The sequence below is a fragment of the Burkholderia sp. L27(2015) genome (assembly GCF_009765705.1).
Taxonomy (GTDB): Bacteria; Pseudomonadota; Gammaproteobacteria; order Burkholderiales; family Burkholderiaceae; genus LMUX01.
In genome coordinates this window covers 267,892-286,258 of record NZ_LMUX01000017.1, presented here as the reverse complement: position 1 = coordinate 286,258, position 18,367 = coordinate 267,892, and the positions used below count along the sequence as shown (strand labels likewise).

At 58.5% G+C, this 18,367-nt stretch carries 20 protein-coding genes; 12 read left to right on the top strand and 8 right to left on the bottom strand.

The window, feature by feature from the left end:
* Together GSQ77_RS14850 and GSQ77_RS14845 are read left to right on the top strand one after the other, a co-directional pair.
* Positions 1 to 262: nicotinate-nucleotide--dimethylbenzimidazole phosphoribosyltransferase (locus tag GSQ77_RS14850; protein ID WP_174246455.1), on the top strand; the 262-nt coding region annotated here is incomplete at its 5' end.
* Between the two features lie 125 nt (positions 263 to 387).
* Positions 388 to 1,005, top strand: coding sequence for an FMN-dependent NADH-azoreductase (locus GSQ77_RS14845; protein WP_158903514.1), 618 nt, complete (start codon positions 388 to 390; stop codon positions 1,003 to 1,005).
* Between the two features lie 81 nt (positions 1,006 to 1,086).
* Here the strand turns inward: GSQ77_RS14845 and GSQ77_RS29285 are convergent, their stop codons facing one another.
* Complete coding sequence (locus tag GSQ77_RS29285; protein ID WP_216854902.1) at positions 1,087 to 1,290, bottom strand: hypothetical protein; 204 nt, start codon at positions 1,288 to 1,290, stop codon at positions 1,087 to 1,089.
* 203 nt (positions 1,291 to 1,493) lie between these two features.
* Positions 1,494 to 2,393 carry an AraC family transcriptional regulator gene (locus tag GSQ77_RS14835; RefSeq protein ID WP_158903512.1) on the bottom strand — a complete coding sequence of 300 codons (900 nt, stop codon included), beginning with the start codon at positions 2,391 to 2,393 and terminating at the stop codon, positions 1,494 to 1,496.
* Between the two features lie 156 nt (positions 2,394 to 2,549).
* Between GSQ77_RS14835 and GSQ77_RS14830 the strand changes: the two genes are divergently transcribed.
* Positions 2,550 to 3,305, top strand: a complete 756-nt coding sequence (locus GSQ77_RS14830; RefSeq protein ID WP_158903510.1) for an SDR family NAD(P)-dependent oxidoreductase — start codon at positions 2,550 to 2,552, stop codon at positions 3,303 to 3,305.
* A gap of 149 nt (positions 3,306 to 3,454) precedes the next feature.
* On the opposite strand, the gene GSQ77_RS14825 is transcribed toward GSQ77_RS14830, so the two are convergent.
* The 3 genes from GSQ77_RS14825 to GSQ77_RS14815 form a co-directional block, all read right to left on the bottom strand.
* Positions 3,455 to 5,419, bottom strand: a complete 1,965-nt coding sequence (locus GSQ77_RS14825; RefSeq protein WP_254067629.1) for a prolyl oligopeptidase family serine peptidase — start codon at positions 5,417 to 5,419, stop codon at positions 3,455 to 3,457.
* Positions 5,420 to 5,560: 141 nt separating this feature from the next.
* On the bottom strand, positions 5,561 to 6,820 hold the full coding sequence (locus GSQ77_RS14820; protein ID WP_158903506.1) for a condensation domain-containing protein: 1,260 nt from the start codon (positions 6,818 to 6,820) through the stop codon (positions 5,561 to 5,563).
* Positions 6,821 to 6,849: 29 nt separating this feature from the next.
* The gene (locus GSQ77_RS14815) at positions 6,850 to 7,491 is read right to left on the bottom strand and encodes a TetR/AcrR family transcriptional regulator (RefSeq protein ID WP_158903504.1); all 642 of its coding nucleotides are present in this window, start codon (positions 7,489 to 7,491) and stop codon (positions 6,850 to 6,852) included.
* Positions 7,492 to 7,674: 183 nt separating this feature from the next.
* Between GSQ77_RS14815 and GSQ77_RS14810 the strand changes: the two genes are divergently transcribed.
* Complete coding sequence (locus GSQ77_RS14810) at positions 7,675 to 8,559, top strand: SDR family oxidoreductase (protein WP_158903502.1); 885 nt, start codon at positions 7,675 to 7,677, stop codon at positions 8,557 to 8,559.
* A gap of 24 nt (positions 8,560 to 8,583) precedes the next feature.
* On the opposite strand, the gene GSQ77_RS14805 is transcribed toward GSQ77_RS14810, so the two are convergent.
* Positions 8,584 to 9,441, bottom strand: a complete 858-nt coding sequence (locus tag GSQ77_RS14805) for a LysR family transcriptional regulator (protein ID WP_158903500.1) — start codon at positions 9,439 to 9,441, stop codon at positions 8,584 to 8,586.
* Between the two features lie 93 nt (positions 9,442 to 9,534).
* On the opposite strand from GSQ77_RS14805, the gene GSQ77_RS14800 reads away from it, so the two are divergent.
* Complete coding sequence (locus GSQ77_RS14800; RefSeq protein WP_158903498.1) at positions 9,535 to 10,131, top strand: LysE family translocator; 597 nt, start codon at positions 9,535 to 9,537, stop codon at positions 10,129 to 10,131.
* Positions 10,132 to 10,136: 5 nt separating this feature from the next.
* Positions 10,137 to 10,334: a hypothetical protein gene (locus tag GSQ77_RS29965; protein WP_367889670.1), complete on the top strand. Its 198-nt coding sequence runs from the start codon at positions 10,137 to 10,139 to the stop codon at positions 10,332 to 10,334.
* Here the strand turns inward: GSQ77_RS29965 and GSQ77_RS14790 are convergent.
* Positions 10,331 to 11,278: a LysR family transcriptional regulator gene (locus GSQ77_RS14790; RefSeq protein WP_158903496.1), complete on the bottom strand. Its 948-nt coding sequence runs from the start codon at positions 11,276 to 11,278 to the stop codon at positions 10,331 to 10,333. The genes GSQ77_RS29965 and GSQ77_RS14790 overlap by 4 nt on opposite strands.
* An 80-nt stretch (positions 11,279 to 11,358) precedes the next feature.
* Complete coding sequence (locus tag GSQ77_RS29810) at positions 11,359 to 11,739, bottom strand: M20/M25/M40 family metallo-hydrolase (RefSeq protein WP_158903494.1); 381 nt, start codon at positions 11,737 to 11,739, stop codon at positions 11,359 to 11,361.
* A gap of 19 nt (positions 11,740 to 11,758) precedes the next feature.
* Here GSQ77_RS29810 and GSQ77_RS14780 point away from each other — a divergent pair, with 19 nt between their 5' ends.
* The 6 genes from GSQ77_RS14780 to GSQ77_RS14755 all read left to right on the top strand — a co-directional run.
* On the top strand, positions 11,759 to 13,450 hold the full coding sequence (locus GSQ77_RS14780) for a urocanate hydratase (RefSeq protein WP_158903492.1): 1,692 nt from the start codon (positions 11,759 to 11,761) through the stop codon (positions 13,448 to 13,450).
* Positions 13,353 to 14,996, top strand: a complete 1,644-nt coding sequence (locus GSQ77_RS14775) for an amidohydrolase family protein (protein WP_216854901.1) — start codon at positions 13,353 to 13,355, stop codon at positions 14,994 to 14,996. The genes GSQ77_RS14780 and GSQ77_RS14775 overlap by 98 nt, the downstream gene beginning before the upstream one ends.
* A gap of 4 nt (positions 14,997 to 15,000) precedes the next feature.
* Positions 15,001 to 16,527, top strand: coding sequence for a histidine ammonia-lyase (gene hutH, locus GSQ77_RS14770; RefSeq protein WP_158903488.1), 1,527 nt, complete (start codon positions 15,001 to 15,003; stop codon positions 16,525 to 16,527).
* A gap of 71 nt (positions 16,528 to 16,598) precedes the next feature.
* Positions 16,599 to 16,985 (top strand): ACT domain-containing protein, encoded by a 387-nt coding sequence (locus GSQ77_RS14765; RefSeq protein ID WP_158903486.1) that lies wholly within the window; start codon positions 16,599 to 16,601, stop codon positions 16,983 to 16,985.
* 239 nt (positions 16,986 to 17,224) lie between these two features.
* Positions 17,225 to 17,419, top strand: coding sequence for a PLP-dependent transferase (locus GSQ77_RS14760; protein ID WP_158903484.1), 195 nt, complete (start codon positions 17,225 to 17,227; stop codon positions 17,417 to 17,419).
* Positions 17,420 to 17,820: 401 nt separating this feature from the next.
* Positions 17,821 to 18,367, top strand: a 547-nt coding sequence (locus GSQ77_RS14755) for an MCP four helix bundle domain-containing protein (protein ID WP_216854900.1), incomplete at its 3' end; no start/stop codon positions are given.

Sequence of the window (18,367 nt, the reverse complement as noted above, 5' to 3'; positions counted from 1 at the left end):
CATCGTCACGTCGGCGTTGCTCGTGGCGAACGCGATCTCGCCGGCGGTCCTCGACTATTGCGTGTTCGCGCATGCATCGGGCGAAGCCGGACATCAGAGAATGCTGGCGCATTTCGGCGCTAAACCCTTGCTCGAGCTCGGCTTGCGGCTTGGCGAAGGCTCGGGCGCCGCACTCGCATTGCCCTTGCTGCGCGCGGCCGCGGCGTTTATCAACGACATGGCGAGCTTCGAGTCGGCGGGGGTATCGGACAAGGGCGCTTAAGCAGGTGATGACCCAAAACTTCGCCTTTTTCTCAACGCGCTCCGGCACTTCGCGCACTGAGGGAAATAGTGCCTTTATTTGTCTAGTTGTCGCTATCTCAGCGACACACATACCAAGGAGTTCGTATGTCAAGTTTGCTCGTCATCGAAGTTAGCCCGCGTTTCGAATACTCGGCTTCCCGTAGGTTGACCGGTCAATTCATCGGAAAGTGGAAGGCCGAACATTCCGGCGGTCAAGTTGTGGTACGCGATCTCGCTAAGGCGAATCTGCCATTCGTTGACCTGCCTTGGATCGGTGGCGCATTCATGCCGCCGGAGCAGCACTCGCCTGAATCCACCGCCGCGATCAAGGTTTCAAATGATCTCGTGGCAGAACTGATGGCGGCCGATCACATCGTCATCGGAACACCGATGTATAACTTCACGATCCCCGCTGCTTTGAAGGCCTACATCGACCACATCGTTCGGGCCGGCGTGACTGTTAACGCAAACAATGAAGGGCAGCTGAAAGGGAAGAAAGTGACGGTCATTCTGGCATCAGGCGGCGATTTCTCGCCCGGCGCGCCTTTCGAGTCCTACAACTTTGCTAGCCCTTATCTGCGAGCGATCCTCGGCTTTATCGGACTGACTGATGTGAACATTGTGCTCGCAGGACAGGCGATGTCTGTCGACCAAGGCCAGAAGACGATGGATGAGTTTGCCCTTGAATTTGACGCCGAGCTCTCGAGGGCTGCGGCGGTCTAATTCGCGGCCACCTAGTCTTCGGGCGAACTTCCCACCGACATTGCCAAATGTCCGGATGGGACGTCGTCGATTTCCTATTAACTAGAACGTTGCAAACGACTGAGCGATGTCTTCAGCTGTCTGCTGCAGTTCCTCCCGCGACGCGCCGTCGTGAGCCTGAATCGAAAAACCCAGCAGGACTGCCGCTAGGTGGCGCGCGATGGACGCGAGCCGAGGACCCTGGACCCAAGGGGTAAGCAACGACGCGATACCGATGTAAGCGGTACGGCGACAGGTGGCGGCCATCTGCAGCCCGAAGACGCTCCCAAAGAAGTATTGGAATCGCTACGGCCGTTCCTCGCCAAGCACACGCTGCACGCTCGCCGCCACGGGTAACAACAAATCCGGTCTCGTACGCGTCGGATGCAGTGCGTTCTTCCAGCGGTGAGCGTTAGGATCAACGGCGTTACCGTTGCCCGAATGCGCGGCCTGCGGAAATCTCAATGGACTCACGCCGTTGCTGTGGTCCCGAGGGGACGTTTGAGCGCTTCCGTATGTTTGCCGGGCGGCAAGCCAAACGCGCGGCGGTACTCCCGAGTGAACTGCTGCACGCTTTCGTAGCCGACCGCGAAGGCTGCAGCGCTTGCGGTGACACCCTCCGATGTCATCAGTCTGCGTGCTTCGATCAGGCGCAACTGCTTCTGGAACTGCAGAGGTGAGAGAGAGGTCGCATCGCGGAAGTGTTGATAAAACGATGACGGGCTCATCCCAGCGACCGCAGCGAGGCGTTCCGCGGTTAGCGGTTGCGCAAATTCTGCGCGAAGTACCGCGACAGCGCGCGCCACGCGTTGAGCGTGGCCCTCAGGCCAGCCAAGCTGCCGAATCGCAGGGCCATGCCGGCCAACAAGAAGCCAGTAATGCATCTCACGCACGAGTTGCGCGTGCAGTACAGGCAACGCAGCGGGATGCTCAAGCAGCCGCATAAGCCGAAGCGCCGAGTCGGCGACCCGGGCGTCAGTACGCTGCGCTCGGACCGACGCCCCTTTCGTCGTTGGCCCCATTTTCATTTCCAGGGCGAGGTCGGCGATTAACGTCATGTCGAGATCGAGGATGAGCGAGCAGTATGGATCGGCGACGCTTGCGCCCGTGATCTGACTAACCGTAGGCACATCCGCGGTAATCAGCAGCGAATCACCGGCCTCGAACGTGAAAGTCTCGAGCCCCAAAGTGACCCGTTTGCTTCCCTGCAGCACCAAACAAACGAGCGGTCGAGAGATGGCGTATTCGAGCCCACTGGGCCTGGTAGACCTGATGGTTGTCAGGCCAGCAACGGGGGTTTTGGCCAGTCCGCTTTGGCCGGAAAACGCTTCTGTATAGCGTCGAACTGCATTGAGCAATGTGTCTTCCATACCTTGGTCCGTATTCACATGCGCATGGTAGCGCGGTTCGAAGCGGGCTTAAGCCTGATTGGGGGAAAAGGCAAATAAACGCGAGATTCAGGCAAAAGGCATAGTCGGTAGAAGAAGCAAAATAAGGCACTCATTTCCAGTTTACAGGAGCAAAGCATGAGCAAGGTATCCCTCGTGACCGGTGGTAGCCGCGGACTCGGCCGTAGCACGGTTTTGAACATCGCCCGCCATGGCGGTGACGTCATCTTCACATACCACAGCCGGGCCGATGAGGCCCAGGCTGTAGTTACCGAACTCGAGAGTCTCGGACGTAAGGCTATCGCGTTGCAACTGGACACGGGTAGTGTCGCTGGGTTCGCGGCGTTCGCAGAGCAATTGCGCGCTGCGCTGCGCGATACTTGGCAGCGAGACAGGTTCGACCACCTCGTCAACAACGCAGGTCACGGTGATTACGCACCGATCGCGCAAACTACCGAAGCGCAGTTCGACAAGCTGGTCGATGTCCACTTTAAGGGCGTGTTTTTTCTGACGCAGACGCTGCTGCCATTGCTTGCGGACGGCGGCCGGATCGTGAATCTCTCGAGTGGACTTACCCGCGTTTGCGCGCCTGGTTGGTCCGCGTATGCGTCGGTTAAGGGCGCAATCGAAGTGCTCACCGTCTACCTGGCAAAAGAATTGGGCAGCCGTGGCATTACTGTCAACGCCGTCGCGCCGGGTGCGATAGAGACGGACTTTTTTGGGGGCGCGGTGCGCGACACCCCGGAGTTCAACAAGTTTTTCGCTGATATCACCGCTCTGGGGCGGGTGGGCGTGCCAGACGACATTGGGCCGATGATTGCGAGTCTATTGTCCGACGACAATCGCTGGGTCAACGCGCAGCGTATTGAAGTGTCTGGCGGTCAAGGCATCTAGGCGGCCGCACGAGTCCAATCGGCTTTGAATGTCGTGGCTCCGCGGCTCCCCGAATAAGTGGCGGATGGGTGCGGAGCAACGATCGATCGCGCAATGAACCGTACAGATGGCGTCGTTGGCAGGTGCCTTGTGTTGGAGAGCAGGTCGTTTCATCCCCGCAAATTTTTATGCGGATCCTCGATGATTCGACCTGCAATGGTTTCGAGATTGTCAATCGTCACAGGCTCGATTACGTCTGCGAGCTCGAAGCCAAAAATCTTCCCATAGAAATACAGTTCTGCCTCAAGGCAACGCCTGATGTTGTTCGCTACTCGGAAGCCATGCTGTTCATCGGGGAAAAGGACATATGCGACCGGCAGACCCTTGGCCCGCACCGATCTGTACATGGCTTCCGCTTGATCAGGCGGAACGACCTTGTCCTCGCCACCTTGAAACAGGATCATCGCGCATGACAACCGGTCGGTATAGTTGATCGGCGAGCGCTCGTAATACAAAGGCTTTTGTTCGGGATATTGCCCAACCAACTGAAACAGATAGTGGGATTCAAATTTGTGTGTCTCTCGCAGCAAAGCCTCAAGATCGCCAATTCCGTAGTGGCTCGCGCCGGCCTTGAAGCAAGTGCGAAACGTTAGCGCCGAAAGCGCCAAGTAACCGCCAGCGCTGGCGCCCCGCACGGCGAGCCGATCCTTGTCTACCAGACCCTGATCGACCAGCCAAAGCGCAGCAGCGACGGCGTCGTCCACGTCGTCCACGCCCCAGCGCCCGTTCAGTTGCTGCCGATAGGGCCGGCCATACCCGCTGCTACCGCTGTAATTGACATCGACCACAGCGAAGCCGCGACTAGTCCAGTATTGAATCCCCCACTTGAACGAACGGTCGGTTGAACTTGTCGGACCTCCATGCGCCAAGACTAGCAACGGAGGACGTTCGCCAGCAAGGCCTGCATAATCCGCATTGAACGGCGGATAGTAGAGTGCATGTGCGGTCCTGCCATTCGAGGATGTATAGCGGATCGCCTGCGCGATTGACGTGTAGGCGGGGTCCGCCTCAATCCGGCTCGAGCTACGTAATATGTGATACGTGCGCGTTGTCAGGTCGAACTCAATCACCGATTCGCAGGCCCCTGGCGTAGCGCCGATGAACACGGCCTTTTCGCCGCATACGTGCAAATCGCGCATCATGCAGAACGGTATGTCGATTTCCTCAAACGTTTGGGCGGATGGATCCAGGATGGCCAGATGGGAATCGGCGTCTTGTTCATAGATACACAGGATCCGTCCGTTCGAATCGAAACCATAGGTCGTCATGCCGAAAAGCCACTGCGGCTTGCCGAATTCCGCTGAGAGTGGATGCAAGGGGAGCGCGTTGTCATGATCGATGCGGTACAGGTTCCACCAGCCACTGCGATCGGATACGACATGAAGTTGTCCCGTTGGGGACCAAGCGGGTTGAAACAGTGACTCGGCAATCCCCGCAGCAACGCGGCGCGGCTCGCCGACGCGCCCGTCGGAGCCGATGTCTGCGAGCCAGAGTTGCGTGGCATCCCACGGCATGTCCGGATGGTCCCACGTCAACCACGCGAGGCGACTTCCGTCGGGACTGAGACACGGTGATGAAAAGAAATCGTGTCCGTCGGCGATTCGAGTTATCGCTCCGGTTTCAAGATCAATGCCGGCGAGGAAGTTGAGCGGTTCGTGATTGCCTGGTCGATGGTCTTCGCACACCGCAATCAGTCGCCGATGGTAAGTGTCCTCCACAGCATCGGCATAGCGAAGGCCTTCGGTCGCCGTCAATGCCCGAGGCGTACCGGTAGCATCGAGCGTATGGATCTGCTGGTCGGGCACATTGCTGAAGAACACGCCACTCTTGCCGACCGTGTAGGCGCCACCGCCATATTCATGCGCCAGCGTGCGCACGTTGATGGCTTGCGGGACCAGATCGACGACAATTCCGGCTACGTGACGCACCAGCACATTGCGCCCCTGCTCTTGTGGCCGGCCCTCGGTCCAATATATGGCGCCGTCCGTGATTGCAGGCTGACCGAGGCGGATTGTGTCGCCGACAATAAGGTCGGTCGTGACGGGAGATATCCAGCCGCCGTAAGGTTTGCTCATGGGTTTGGTTTTATTCATGTGCCAGGTGATTTGAGCGGGGACAGCAGGTGCCGCACCGATAGTTTAAACGGCAACGCGCGCCCTTGCGCTGCGCTGTACGTTCAAAATTCTATCCCTCGTGAACGAAGCTGGCTTTCAAAGCTAGCCTCTGGAACTGTCGCAAGCCTCGCTCAATATGGCGGAGGTTTTCGCAAGAATCCCGTCGATCGGATCGCATGTGGCTATGCAAATGCCTATCTTTCCACGAAGCGAGATCATTGAGACTTTCTGAGTGAGCCCCAGACTTGCGATGCTGCCGGAAGAAATCGTCTTGATACTGAAATCGTCATAGTCCTCCTGAAGTGGGAGCTGACCATAGTTGTTAATCATGATATCGGGCGACGGCATCAAGGTTTGCCACGTCTGCATAAATGCATGGGGTAGGCGTTCATGATCAAGGAATTCACGCAATTTCAACGACCGCAACTTTTGGGCTTCCACGTTAGCGGTGTGCTGGAAGGCTTGCCCGAGGTTTGAGGCGGTTTGCCACAAGGTCTGACGACTCGTTGCAGCAGGAACCACTGCGGAGCCCAGTCCTATGAGAAGCCCCGGCGTATTTTCATGATTGAGCATCGGGCGAAGATCGATCGGAGACGCGACCGTGACGGGACGCGACTGCCATTCGATCCTATCCTCCCGCCCAGCTTCGGCAAGAGTGGCGGCGACCAATGCCCGCACGTTCACGCAGCGGGCTTTACACTCAGACAGCACTGAAGCGGTCAGCGCTTCGGATAAGAAAACTCGCTCGACATGAACGTCCTTCACACGGGAAGAACTCGAATGGATGACCTCGCCGAGCAATGTGCTGTAGCCGTTGTTTTCGGGCAGACTGAAGAGCTGACAAATATCCGCCGCCCCCTCGAAAGGAGCACCCAACGGCTTTCCAGACGCCGCACGGAGAAGGTCCTCGACGATCATCATCATCGTGCGCCCATCGAAAGCCGCATGATGCGCAGCGAGGAGCAGTATGGCGCGATCGGATGCGTGCAGAAGCGAGACGCGTGCAAGAGCACCGTTACCGTCACCGAAGCCTATTACCAGCTCACGCTCCATCGCAGTTTCGACGCGATCGTCCTTATCGAGAGGGGCTCGCCGGAATGGGATTTCTATATGATTCGTCGGCTCGAATGAAGGACGTTGGCCTGGAATCTTATTGATCCGTGCACGAAGTAGCGGATATCGGGACTGCACCGTGCGGAGGTGTTCCGTCCAATTCTCCGGGCTTATCCAGCCATCGAGTTCAACCGCGAAAACGGGCGCGTACGGATGGACCTGTTCGAAATGCCAAAAAACTTCCTCGAAACTGTCAAGGCGGCGTGGCAAGGCTGTTGCTCGATCGATTTGCAATTTGGAAAACTCCATTTATAACTTTTTGCAAAATGCGGCGTTCATCACGACCCCTCTCGGGGGCCTCCTCGGCGCGCAGGGGTTCCATAACGCAGGCCGTCCACCAGCAGTTGGACCATTCTTCGCGCAAAGGCGCGCTCCTCGTCGTGAGGTCCCCGGCACAGGGTTGCAGCTGCCCGCAGCAGTTCATTAGCCTCCGTACCTGGGCGTAAGGCGCTTGCGGCGACGGCTGCGTCCAGCAACGCTTTGAGCGCTGGCTCTAGGCGTTCGCTGAAGTAATCCGGCAGAGCGATGTAGGCCGGATCGCGCGAGTGTAGTGCTGCCCCGAGTCCTCGTTTCGTAGCAATGAAGTCCACATAGCGTTGCATCCAAATAGCCAATGCCTCGCCAGGTTCGTGCTCACCCGCGATGTCAGAGGCTGCATCAGCGCAAGCATCCACTTCGGCTTGAAAGACGGCTACGACCAGATCCGAGCGCCGCGGGAAATGGCGGTACATCGTGCCAACACCGACCCCCGCCTTTTCCGCAATCTCACGTACTGGCGCATCGACTCCCGACGCTGCAAATACCTCCATAGCCGCTCGAAGCACAGAATCCAGATTGCGCTGTCCATCGGCACGCATGCGACGAGGCTCGCGGCGGTCAGGCTGTCGGTCGACGGTTTGCTCTGTGGTTGGCTTTTTCATGTGGCGCACTTGTATATGGAACCAAGTTCCGTTTATCATATGGAACATTGTTCCGTCTATTTCTGAAGAGTATCAGAACGCCTCTGGAAGAGCTCAGAAATGACGGCGGGATGCGAGCAACGGCCTTCGTTGACTCTGGCAACGGTTACGCAGCCGAAAGCCCGTCCACACAAGAGGTACACAATGCGAATTTTTCTGACAGGTGCAACAGGTTTTATCGGTTCCTTTCTCGTAACGGAACTCATCAATGCGGGTCATCACGTGGTCGGACTCAGTCGTTCGGGCGCGGGCGCCGAGGCGCTCAGCCGTGCCGGCGCGGAGGTCTGCCGCGGCGACGTGAACAATCTGCACGGCCTGCGCGCTGCCACAGAGGCGGCCGACGGCGTCATCCACGCGGCCTTCAACCACGACTTCTCCAACCTAAAGCAGAACAGCGAGGACGACCGCAAGGTCATCGAGACGCTCGGCCAAGTGCTGGCAGGCTCGGACCGGCCGCTCCTGATCACCTCCGGCACGGGCCTCGTGCGATCAAAGATCGGCGCCCCGGCGGTGGAGACCGACGATTACATAACGTCGGCCGAATTCCCCCGTGCCGCCTGCGAGGAGGCTGCCGATGCACTCATCGCCAAGGGCGGCCGAATAATGGTAATGCGACTGCCCCAGGTGCACGACACTCGAAGGTTTGGCCGGATCACACAACATATCCAGTTGGCGCGGCAACACGGCCGGGTGGTATATGTCGGGGAAGGCAAGAACCGCCTGCCGGCCGTGCACGTCTCTGACGCTGCCCGCCTTTACCGGTTAGTGCTCGAGAACGGTCACGCAGGCTCGCGCTACAACGCCGTAGGCGAGGAGGGTGTTGCCTTGCGTGACATTGCCGAGGTGATTGGTGCGAAATTGAACTTGCCAGTCGAGTCGATCCAACCCGAGGAGGCGCCGGCGTATTTTGGTTGGTTAGCGAACCTCGCCACGATCGATCTCGCGGCCTCCAGCGCGATGACGCGCCAACTTCTGGGCTGGGTGCCCACGGGGCCTGACCTGCTGACAGACCTGCGCAACATGGATTAGTCAGAAGCGGCTAAGCCGCCCCATTTACGAAATCGGCACCAACCGCTCGCGCACATACCGCGCAAACTCCTGCGCAACAAGCGGTGCGACCGATGGCAGGCGCAGGCTAATCGCAAAGTTTGGCAAGGTCGGAAGATCGTCTTCGCCGCTCAGAATTGCGAGTTCGGCGGGGATGGTTGAGGCAAGCCATGCGGTGACGGCCAGGTCGCTGCGCACGGTAGCGGTTGTGGCCTCGATATTGCCGCTCTCGAACACGGTGCGCCACTCGATGCCTCGGTCGTGAAGTGCCGCCTGCACCACCGGCCTGAAGCCGCAGGAATCGGCGACCATCGAGATAGGCAGGGGCCGTTTGAGATGCGCGTTACCGCCGCGCGCGCCGACCCACACGAGCTGCTCGACGCGCAGGCATTCGCCGCTCGCGGCATCGGCGTTCTCCTCGACGACCGCGAGATCGAGCGAACCGACGCCCACCGCGTCGATTAATTCAGGAGACGATGCGCACATCAGCGATACCTCGACATTCGGGTGGGCCTCGCCGAACGCCTTGAAGATCGGTGGGAAGTGCGTTCCGACCAGATCGTACGGAACGCCGACCCTGAGCTTGCCGTAGAACGGGCGCGCCGTCATGTCGAGCCAAATCTCGTCGTTCATGTCGAGCAGGCGCTTCGCCTTCCCGAGAAAACGCTCGCCCACGGGCGACAGTTCGAGCCGGCGCCCGTCGCGCTCGAACAGAACGCAAACAAAGGTTTCCTCAAGCCGCTTGATCTGCTGGCTGACCGCGCCTTGCGTCAGGTGGAGGATGTTTGCCGCGACCGTCATGCTGCCGGTGTCGGCCACCGCCACGAAAGTGCGCACGAGGGTCATGTCGAGATTCCTGTTCATACAGACATTATGTCTCGTAATGGACGGCATTAAAATCCTTCGTTTCACTAATGCTTCGCGATTGCCTAAACTGCGGCTTTTCCAAGGATTGCCATGCCTGCTCTATCGATCGCACCGCTCGCGCTCTTCGTCACCATCGCCACGATCTCACCCGGCGGCGCGACAACGCTCGCGACCGCGTCGGGCGCACGCTTCGGTTTCGTTCGTTCTATGCCTCTCTTGGCAGGCATTGCGGTCGGGCTCGGCACGCTGGCAGCGGCTGCGGCAGCCGGCTTGGCTGGCATTCTGCTCGCCGCGCCATTCTTGCAGACCAGTATGAAAGCCATCGGCTCGGCTTATCTGCTTTGGCTGGCGATAAAAATTGCGCGTAGCGGGGCGCCTGCGGCTGGTCACGGCGCTGCGCTGCCGACTACCTTCATCGGCGGCGCCTGGTTGCTTTGGCTCAACCCGAAGGCCTGGGCGATGGCGCTCGGGGCGGCAGCGTCATTCGCCATGTTGTCAGACGGGCCACTGCATCTCGCGGCGCTACTCGGTGGCGCATTCGCATTGGCCGCGTCCGTGTCGTTGTGTCTTTGGTGTGCAGCCGGGGTGTTGCTTGCGCGGCTATTGAAGACCCCGGTGCAATGGCGGCTTTTGAACCTGTCGATGGCGATTTTGCTCGCCGTATCGATCATTCCAATGTGGAGGTGAAGAAGATGAACACGATGTTGTTTGCCGAATCCTTCGATCTGCGGTCTGCCTTCGATGCGATACAGGACTTCTGGTCGCCAAAGGTCATGGCGCAGGTCAACGACCAATGTACCGGAGGTACGGCCGGGATTGGGTCATCGACCTTAACGGCTTCGACGAGGCAGAAGCTTTGTGGCAACCCGCTTGCTGCCAAGCGCATCTAAGTCGTCGGCTCGAAGTTGCCCTCATAGCCGCTTGTCCTTTGGAAGGTTTCCACGATTAGCGCCTGCATTAGGTCTGCGGTGCGAATCACGCCAAGCCTTTCTCGTGTGACGCAGAATACGGGGCGCTCAGACATCCATTCGGGCACCGGCAGCCGATACAACTTATCGCGTTCTACCCAAGGCTCGGCAATATGATCGGGCACAATCCCAACGAACTGGCCACAGAGCAGCAATTGCAACGTTCCTTCAACATGATGCGACAATGCTCGAGTCCTTTCCGATAATGACAAAGGCACAGTTTCGTTCACAAGATAGCCTCTGCTCACATACGAGGCGCTTTCCTCAAGCAATTGCCTAGCGCGGTGTTCGTCTGCACCGAAAGCAGCGTGACCCCGTCCACAATACATCGAAGCACTCTCCGAGCTCACAACCTGATAGTTAAGCGATGGTAGGTTCGACTTGCATATTGTGATGCCAAGCGCAGCTTTTTTTTCTGCCACCGCACGCTCCACGAGATCGGGGGATGCGACGTTGAGACTAAGCGTTACCTGCGGATAGCGCTCGCAAAATTCGCCGATCGCCATGGAAATCGGGTTTGCTGGCGTGAAGGCGCTGTGGTCAATCAGCCAGATCGACAGTTCGCCGCGAATCTGGTTCTTCGCTGTTCCCAGCACTTCGCGAAACTCGTCGATAGCGTCCAGTAGGCGCAGCATAGCCGCATAGGCGACGTGACCCTCGGCGGTTAGTTGAAAACCGCTGCGCCCACGCACACAAAGCTGGCAGCCGACCCGTGTCTCGAGATCAGAAAGCTGTTTGCTGATTGCCGAGGTGCCAAGACCGGTTGCCTCTTCCGCGGCTGAGAGCCCACCGCACTCCACAACGGCCTTGAAGAGCCGCAAGTGCTTGATGTCAATATCGTGCAGTGGCGGGATCGGTAAAGTCATCAATGAAATGGATCCTGAGTACCGCGGTGGATACGGCGACGACAATCTGACTGTAGCAATTGCCGTCGTCCCGTGAGCGCTCATCTTGAGTCGAGGACGCGATCTAACAGGAGCAACGTCTCTGCCAGCACGCGAGTGCCGTCGAGCAACTGATTCGGGTCGAGCCATTCTTCGGGGCAATGGCTACGTCCGTTTAGGCACGGCACGAAAATCATGCCCATGGGCCTGACGTTCTTCATGTAAACCGCGTCGTGACCAGCGCCACTTGGCATTCTAACGCTTGTATAACCCAGACGACCGGCCGCAGTGGCGCGAGCGCATGGCCAAAGTGTCTCCCGCAAAAAAGGCGGCAACCATGATGGAACGAACAAGTTCACTTTCCGTTTATCGCATGGTTTCTCGGGGGTGCTAGCGGAATAATTCACTGAACTGCTCCTCGTGCGGCAGCAATCGACAGCCATTTAACGAGAGACATTCGCAATGACTCAGCAGATCGGAACCCGAATTACCGCTCAACGTGGCCCTGTTCTTCGCTGCAAGGGCTGGCGCCAGGAAACAATCCTGCGCATGCTGGAAAACAATCTGGAAAACGCCGAGGACCCTTCTCGTCTTATCGTGTATGGCGGGATCGGGCAGGCAGCGCGCAACTGGGAAAGCTACGACGCGATCGTGCACGCACTTAAGAATCTGGAAAACGACGAGACGCTCGCCATGCAATCCGGCATGCCTGTCGCTGTCTTCAAGACGCACCGCCTGGCGCCCCGGGTTGTAATGGCGAACAGCAACCTGATTCAGGCGACCTGGCCCAAGTTCTACGACTTGAAGGAAAAAAACCTGATCGCGTTTGCGTCCTACACAGCGGGCCCCTGGCAGTACATTGGCAGCCAAGGCGTGATCGAAGGGACCTTTGAAACGCTGGGCGTGATTGCGGAACGGCATTTTGGCGGCAGCCTCGCCGGACGGATATTCTTCAGCGCAGGACTAGGCGGCATGGGCCGCTCACAGCCGCTCGCAATGAGCATGCACGGTGGGGTGAGTGTGGTAGTTGAAGTGCGGGAGGAAACTATTCGCGAACGACTTGCGGCCGGTTATGCGGATGTGCGCGCTGATTCGCTAGCGGAGGCGATTCGTCTGGCGGAAGAAGCGAAAAGTGAGCGGCGTTCACTGTCGGTCGTGGTGCGTGCCAACTTGATCGATGCACTCGACGACATCGCACGAACCGGCTGGCTCCCTGATATTGTCACCGAAATGTGCCCCTGCCACGATCCATTCGCGCTTATTCCCGCCGGAATGGAGGTGGGCGAAGCGCTTGATCTTCGCGAGACGGATCGCGACGCCTATCTTGCCCGTTCGCGCGCCTCAATGATCCGGATTGTTCGCGCGATGACTCAGCTCCAGAAGGCGGGGGCGGTCGTCTTTGAATACGGCACCTTCGTGCGCAAGGAGAGCGTTGACGCTGGCTTGTCTGCGGAGGAGGCCTATGCGTATCCGGGCTGTATCGCCGAGTACGTGCGACCGATGTTCCTTGAAGGTCGTGGGCCCTTCCGCTGGACCTGTGTGTCTGGGGAAGTCAGCGACCAGCGTCGTCTGGACGAACTCGCGCTCGACATGTTCCACGATGACCCGCTGGTAACTCGATGGATCAAGTTGGCACGCACGCGTCTGCCACTCGAAGGACTGCCCGCGCGCATCTGCTTTCTCGGTTTTGGGCAGCGCAAGGCGTTTGGGCTCGCCGTCAATGCACTGGTTCGCATGGGCGAAGTACAAGGGCCGATTGCATTTTCGCGTGATAACCTCGACTGCGGCTCGATCGCCAATCCCGCATTCGAAACCGAAAAAATGCGAGACGGCTCTGATGCCATTTCGGACTGGCCCTACCTGAACGCGCTGTTGAACACCGCAGGCATGGCGGATCTCGTGTCTATTCAGGCTAACGGCACGATGGGCGTGTCCGCGCATACGGGCGTCACGATGATCGCCGATGGCAGCGAAGAGGCGGACCTGCGTCTGGACGCAAGCTTGACCACAGACGCCGGTATCGGCATTGTGCGGCTCGCGCAGGCCGGATATCCGGTTGCTCGCGAGGTGGCGGAGGGCCGAGGCCGACTCACCACCGATTCAATCCAGGTGCCACTATGGTGGACCCCGGAAGCCACGCGCGTGCGTGAATAAGAGCTCTGTCATGGGACAACTGCACCTCATAGAACAGGTCCTGGTGGCAGGAATGCCAGGCTGCCCGCCGCAAACCATGGATGTATTGATCGACACGGATCGGTTTGTCGCTATCGCGCCAAAAATCGATCTAAGCACGGTACGCATAGATGAGCGTACCAGGGGCCGCCGGCTGTTGATGATTCCCGGTCTGATTAACGCGCATCACCATTCTCACGACCGGTTCGACAAAGGCCGTTTCTCTGGTTTACCGCTCGAAATCTGGATGAGCTTGTACAACCCGCCCACGCATCCGCGCGGATGGACGGCGCGGGAGGTATACCTACGCACCTTGCTGAACGGTACCGAGATGCTTCGCAACGGTATTACGACGGTCGTCGATGACATTCATTTCGGCGGCTGCATCGATCCCGAAGTGGTGTCCGCCGCGTTCCAGGCTTACACCGATCTTGGCATGCGTGCGGACGTCAGTGTTGCATGGGGCGATCGCGCGTTTCGTGATTCCGTGCCTTATCTCGACCGGCACCTACCCGTCAATACTGGATCAACATGCGCCGTGCGGACGGCCGACTGGACGCTCGCGTTCTGGGAGGAGCTTGCGCAGGAATGGAAAGGCAGGGTGCGCTTTGTTTTTTCGCCTTCTGCCCCTCAGCGATGCTCGACGGCATTTCTCGAGAAGACTTGCGAGCTCGCAAGGAAACATGGCCGCCCAGTGCTGTTGCACGTGCTCGAGACGCGGATACAGGCGCTCACTGCAACAAAAAACTATGGCATGCCGATGGTGGAATACCTGAATTGCCACGGTCTGCTTGATCACCATAGCGTGCTGGCGCATGGTGTCTGGTTGAGCGAAAGCGAGCTCGACTTAATCGCTGACACCGGGGCGAGCGTAATCCATAATCCCGCGTGCAACCTGAAACTTGCAAGCGGTATTGCGCCCGTCAGCGAGATGCTGCGCCGAGGTATTGCAGTTGGGCTCGGAACGGACAACAACAATGGCAATGACTTGAACTCGATGCTCGATGCAATGCGTCTTGCCGCGTTGGTCAGCGCCACGGGAGACGCGAGGTTGGAGGCTGGTATCGACGCGTCACAGGCATTCTCGATGGCAACCACTGGCGGCGCGCGTTCAATCGAGCAGACAACAATCGGCAGCATCCGTGTCGGAATGCAGGCTGACTTCGTTCTGCTGGACCTATCGAGCAACGCTTTTCTGCCGCTCAATGATCCACTCACGCAACTCGTGTTTTGCGAGCAGGGGCAGTCTATCCGCGAAGTCTACGTAGCCGGCCAGAAGCTGGTGGACGACGGCCGCATCACGCGTATCGACGAAAGCGCCATGCTCGCTGAACTGGACGAGCGCATGCCCGCCGTGCAACGGCGCATCCGGGAGGGCGAAGCCGCGGCGACCCACCTGCGGCCATTTCTCGAGGCGGCTTATGCGGACTGCCTCGCCGACCCGTTGATGAAACCATGGCTAAGCCGCCATCGGGCGCTGTCGGACCCGGCCCCGCTCATTAAAAAACATACGCCTTTAACTGGATAAGCAAATGAACTCAGTTCTCGAAATTTCCCCCGGTCAAACGCAGCTTGGCGTCTGGCGTGCCGTGCTCGCAGGCGATGCAGCGCGGCTACATCAAAGTGCGCACAGGGGGGTTGAAAGCGCGGCTGCAATGGTTGAGAAACTGGTGCGGGCCGGCAAACCGGTGTACGGCCTCAATACTGGTTTCGGTAAGCTGGCGCACGTGCGCATTAGCGATGCGGACCTGTCCAAACTCCAGCAGAACCTCGTCATGTCGCACATGACTGGCTATGGGCCGCCCCTCGACGCGAACGTAGTACGGCTTGCGATGGCGCTGAAGATCGCAAGCCTTGGCCGCGGTGCTTCGGGCGCGAAGCTGCGTACCGTTCACTTGCTCGAACAAATGATCGAACGCGGCGTGGTGCCGATGATTCCTGCGCAGGGCTCGGTCGGCGCGTCGGGCGACCTCGCACCGCTCGCACACATGAGTGCTGTGCTCACGGGTGGCGGCGAGGCCGTATACGACGGCGAAGTGCTCTCCGGAGCGCAAGCGCTGGCGCGCGCGGGCCTCACGCCCATATCGCTTGCGCCAAAGGAAGGGCTCGCGCTGATGAACGGAACCCAGGTGTCCACCGCGTTAGCCCTGTGCGGATTGTTTGCACTGGAAAAGTCGTTCACGGCGGCGATGGCCATCGGGTGCCTTGCAACGGAGGCAATTGCGGGCTTGGCGAGTCCCTTTGACGCACGCATCCAGGCGCTGCGCGGCCAACCCGGACAGATCGAGGTGGCGCGTGCGATGAAAACGCTCCTTGACAATAGCCCGATGCGTGCCTTCAGCGAGGCATCCGGAAAAGTTCAGGATCCTTATAGCATTCGTTGTCAACCTCAGGTGCTTGGCGCCTGTCTTGACCTGATCCGCAACGCCAGCGCGACGCTCGAGATCGAGAGTAACGCTGCTTCAGACAACCCACTCATCTTCACGGACACGGGAGAAGTCATCTCTGGAGGCAACTTTCACGCAGAGCCGGTTGCGTTTGCTGCAGACATGCTCGCCATCGCCATCACTGAAATAGGTAACCTGTCCGAGCGGCGCTGCAACCTCTTGTTGGATCCGTCGTTCTCCGGTCTGCCAGCGATGCTCGCACCCGACGCTGGCCTGAATTCCGGCTACATGACCGCGCATATATCGGCAGCTGCGATGGCATCGGAGAATAAGCAGCGTGCGCACCCGGCGTCCATTGACACAATTCCGACCGCCGGCAACCAGGAGGATCATGTCTCGATGGCGACTCACGGCGCGCGTCGCCTGCTGGAAATGAACAACACGCTGCGGGGAATACTTTCAATTGAAGCACTGTGCGCGGCGCAGGCGCTAGACCTGCGTGGCGGGGATTGCTGTTCGCCGCTATTGAGGAGCGCTTTCGACGCCATCCGCGCGCACGTACCCTTCATGCCCGAGGACCGTCCGATTGCACCAGACATGGCGAGCATCGCTGAGTCGATCCGCACCGGCGCACTTGTCCAACAAACCGGACTCGCATCATTTTTCAATTGATCTAACTGGCCTTCGGGCCGTCGCCGGTAACCATGATCGGCATTCCGCCGGTCGCACGATAGAGAAGAAACATGGCTAAAAATATCAAATTACAAGTAATGGATGGTACGTATTGCATATCGAGGCTCAACGGAGATTCGCCTATTCCTGCATGGGCAGACGGAGAAGGCTTCGTCTCGATCTCACGCAACGGCGATGAACTATCGATCGTTTGCCAGCAAGAGCGCGTGCCGTCCGGTACTAAAGTTGATCTCGAATGGGTCTGCCTTAAATTTATCGGACCCTTTGCGTTCGGTGAGACGGGGATTGTGTTGTCCGTAATCAAGCCGCTCTCTGAGAATAGCCTTGGCATCTTTGTCGTTTCCACCTTCGACGCGGACTGCATGCTGCTCAAGCGAACCGACTTCGAACAGGCTACCAGGCTCCTTGAGGCAGCGGGGCACACAGTAGTCGCCTAACCGCTGTGACAGCAGCCGATGTTCGTGAGCAGTTGGTAGCGCGATCTCAGTGATCCCGAAAGGCATTTGGGCCATCAGCACGCGGCGAGTCTGGGTCTGGGCGGCCAACAATCCGGATGCTGTAGAGAAGGCACGTCGAGATTTTAATCCGCCCCCGCGTGCTGGATGCCGACGTGTCCGCAGTAGCGTGGCCTTCCCGAAGTGCAGCCTGCAGTCCCGTCGCATCACGTTTCGGAGACGTGAAAATCCCAACCCACTCAGTGGGACTTGGCGGTGTCAACTCGACAGTCCTTCAGCCCGCTTCGGTTTTCGGCAACAGACTCTCCGAGGATCGCTTGGAAAAACTGGGATTGACGTTGGGAAAGGTGCGTATCTGTTCGGGGATCGAGGACACCGAGGACTTGCTCGCCGATTTCGAACAGGCTCTGGCTTGAGATCAAATAGAAGTGGCGATGCGTTCTCATGGAGCCGGCTAGGGCCGCCCGTGTTGTGGTCCAGTGCTGCAGGTCGTGAACGGCACACACGGCTCGATATGCCCAGCAGGTAGCGCATGAAGGAAGAATTATATCCTGGATATTTTTTCCTGGAAAAATTTTGTCCTATAAAAGTGCTTGGGCTGCCGATTTGAGGAAGCTAATTTCGAAACTGTCGAGATAGAATTCGTGGCACGCTTTCGGGGTGATGCAGACGTCGAGCCGGGTCCGCATGAACATCGCGTACACGCCAAATGCACAGGCGTGTCGAGAGTATGGAGAGGTCTTCATAATGAATAATTGCATCGCATTCCTTATGAATTACTACTTTTAATCCGTAACGAATTGACAAGAAATCGACCGTGACAGTTATCAGGAATCTGGCTTTAACCCTATCGGTTGCCCTGCTGGCGCTTTTATTTGTCAGTGGATATGCGTTTTGGCAACTCCTTGAATTTCAGGCAAGATTTGCCTATGTCGAGGCCAATACAATCCCAGCCATCGTTGATCTGGCTGAAGCGACCGCGCAGATGTCCGAGCTGCGAGCCGCAACGCTGTCGCGTGTCCTGACTACCGATGATGTGCAAAGACGCGACAGGGATCAGCGTATCTCTGAAGCACATCAGCGGCTCGATGCGATTCTTGCCAGATATGCGCACGACCACATTCTCGACGATACGGACCGCAAGATGGTGGAGGCGGATAAGGCCAACATCAGCGCGTATCGGGAAGTGCAAACCACATTCGTGCAGCAGACCGCCGGCGTCCAAATGGGAGGTGACATTTCCGCCGCGCTTGTCCCACTGACTCCGGCGACCGCGCTAGTCGTGAAGGGCCTGAAAGATCAGACCGATTACAACATCAAGCAGGCCTTCGCCCTCGGTGCCAAAGGCGAGGCTGCGACGCGGC

What these genes read in the sequence shown, in the direction of transcription:
- GSQ77_RS14845 (WP_158903514.1), top strand. Translation starts at nt 388, where the DNA reads ATGTCAAGTTTGCTCGTCATCGAAGTTAGCCCGCGTTTCGAATACTCG.
- GSQ77_RS29285 (WP_216854902.1), bottom strand. Translation starts at nt 1,290, where the DNA reads ATGGCCGCCACCTGTCGCCGTACCGCTTACATCGGTATCGCGTCGTTG.
- GSQ77_RS14835 (WP_158903512.1), bottom strand. Translation starts at nt 2,393, where the DNA reads ATGGAAGACACATTGCTCAATGCAGTTCGACGCTATACAGAAGCGTTT.
- GSQ77_RS14830 (WP_158903510.1), top strand. Translation starts at nt 2,550, where the DNA reads ATGAGCAAGGTATCCCTCGTGACCGGTGGTAGCCGCGGACTCGGCCGT.
- GSQ77_RS14825 (WP_254067629.1), bottom strand. Translation starts at nt 5,419, where the DNA reads ATGAGCAAACCTTACGGCGGCTGGATATCTCCCGTCACGACCGACCTT.
- GSQ77_RS14820 (WP_158903506.1), bottom strand. Translation starts at nt 6,820, where the DNA reads ATGGAGTTTTCCAAATTGCAAATCGATCGAGCAACAGCCTTGCCACGC.
- GSQ77_RS14815 (WP_158903504.1), bottom strand. Translation starts at nt 7,491, where the DNA reads ATGAAAAAGCCAACCACAGAGCAAACCGTCGACCGACAGCCTGACCGC.
- GSQ77_RS14810 (WP_158903502.1), top strand. Translation starts at nt 7,675, where the DNA reads ATGCGAATTTTTCTGACAGGTGCAACAGGTTTTATCGGTTCCTTTCTC.
- GSQ77_RS14805 (WP_158903500.1), bottom strand. Translation starts at nt 9,441, where the DNA reads ATGAACAGGAATCTCGACATGACCCTCGTGCGCACTTTCGTGGCGGTG.
- GSQ77_RS14800 (WP_158903498.1), top strand. Translation starts at nt 9,535, where the DNA reads ATGCCTGCTCTATCGATCGCACCGCTCGCGCTCTTCGTCACCATCGCC.
- GSQ77_RS29965 (WP_367889670.1), top strand. Translation starts at nt 10,137, where the DNA reads ATGAACACGATGTTGTTTGCCGAATCCTTCGATCTGCGGTCTGCCTTC.
- GSQ77_RS14790 (WP_158903496.1), bottom strand. Translation starts at nt 11,278, where the DNA reads ATGACTTTACCGATCCCGCCACTGCACGATATTGACATCAAGCACTTG.
- GSQ77_RS29810 (WP_158903494.1), bottom strand. Translation starts at nt 11,739, where the DNA reads ATGGCTGTCGATTGCTGCCGCACGAGGAGCAGTTCAGTGAATTATTCC.
- GSQ77_RS14780 (WP_158903492.1), top strand. Translation starts at nt 11,759, where the DNA reads ATGACTCAGCAGATCGGAACCCGAATTACCGCTCAACGTGGCCCTGTT.
- hutH (WP_158903488.1), top strand. Translation starts at nt 15,001, where the DNA reads ATGAACTCAGTTCTCGAAATTTCCCCCGGTCAAACGCAGCTTGGCGTC.
- GSQ77_RS14765 (WP_158903486.1), top strand. Translation starts at nt 16,599, where the DNA reads ATGGCTAAAAATATCAAATTACAAGTAATGGATGGTACGTATTGCATA.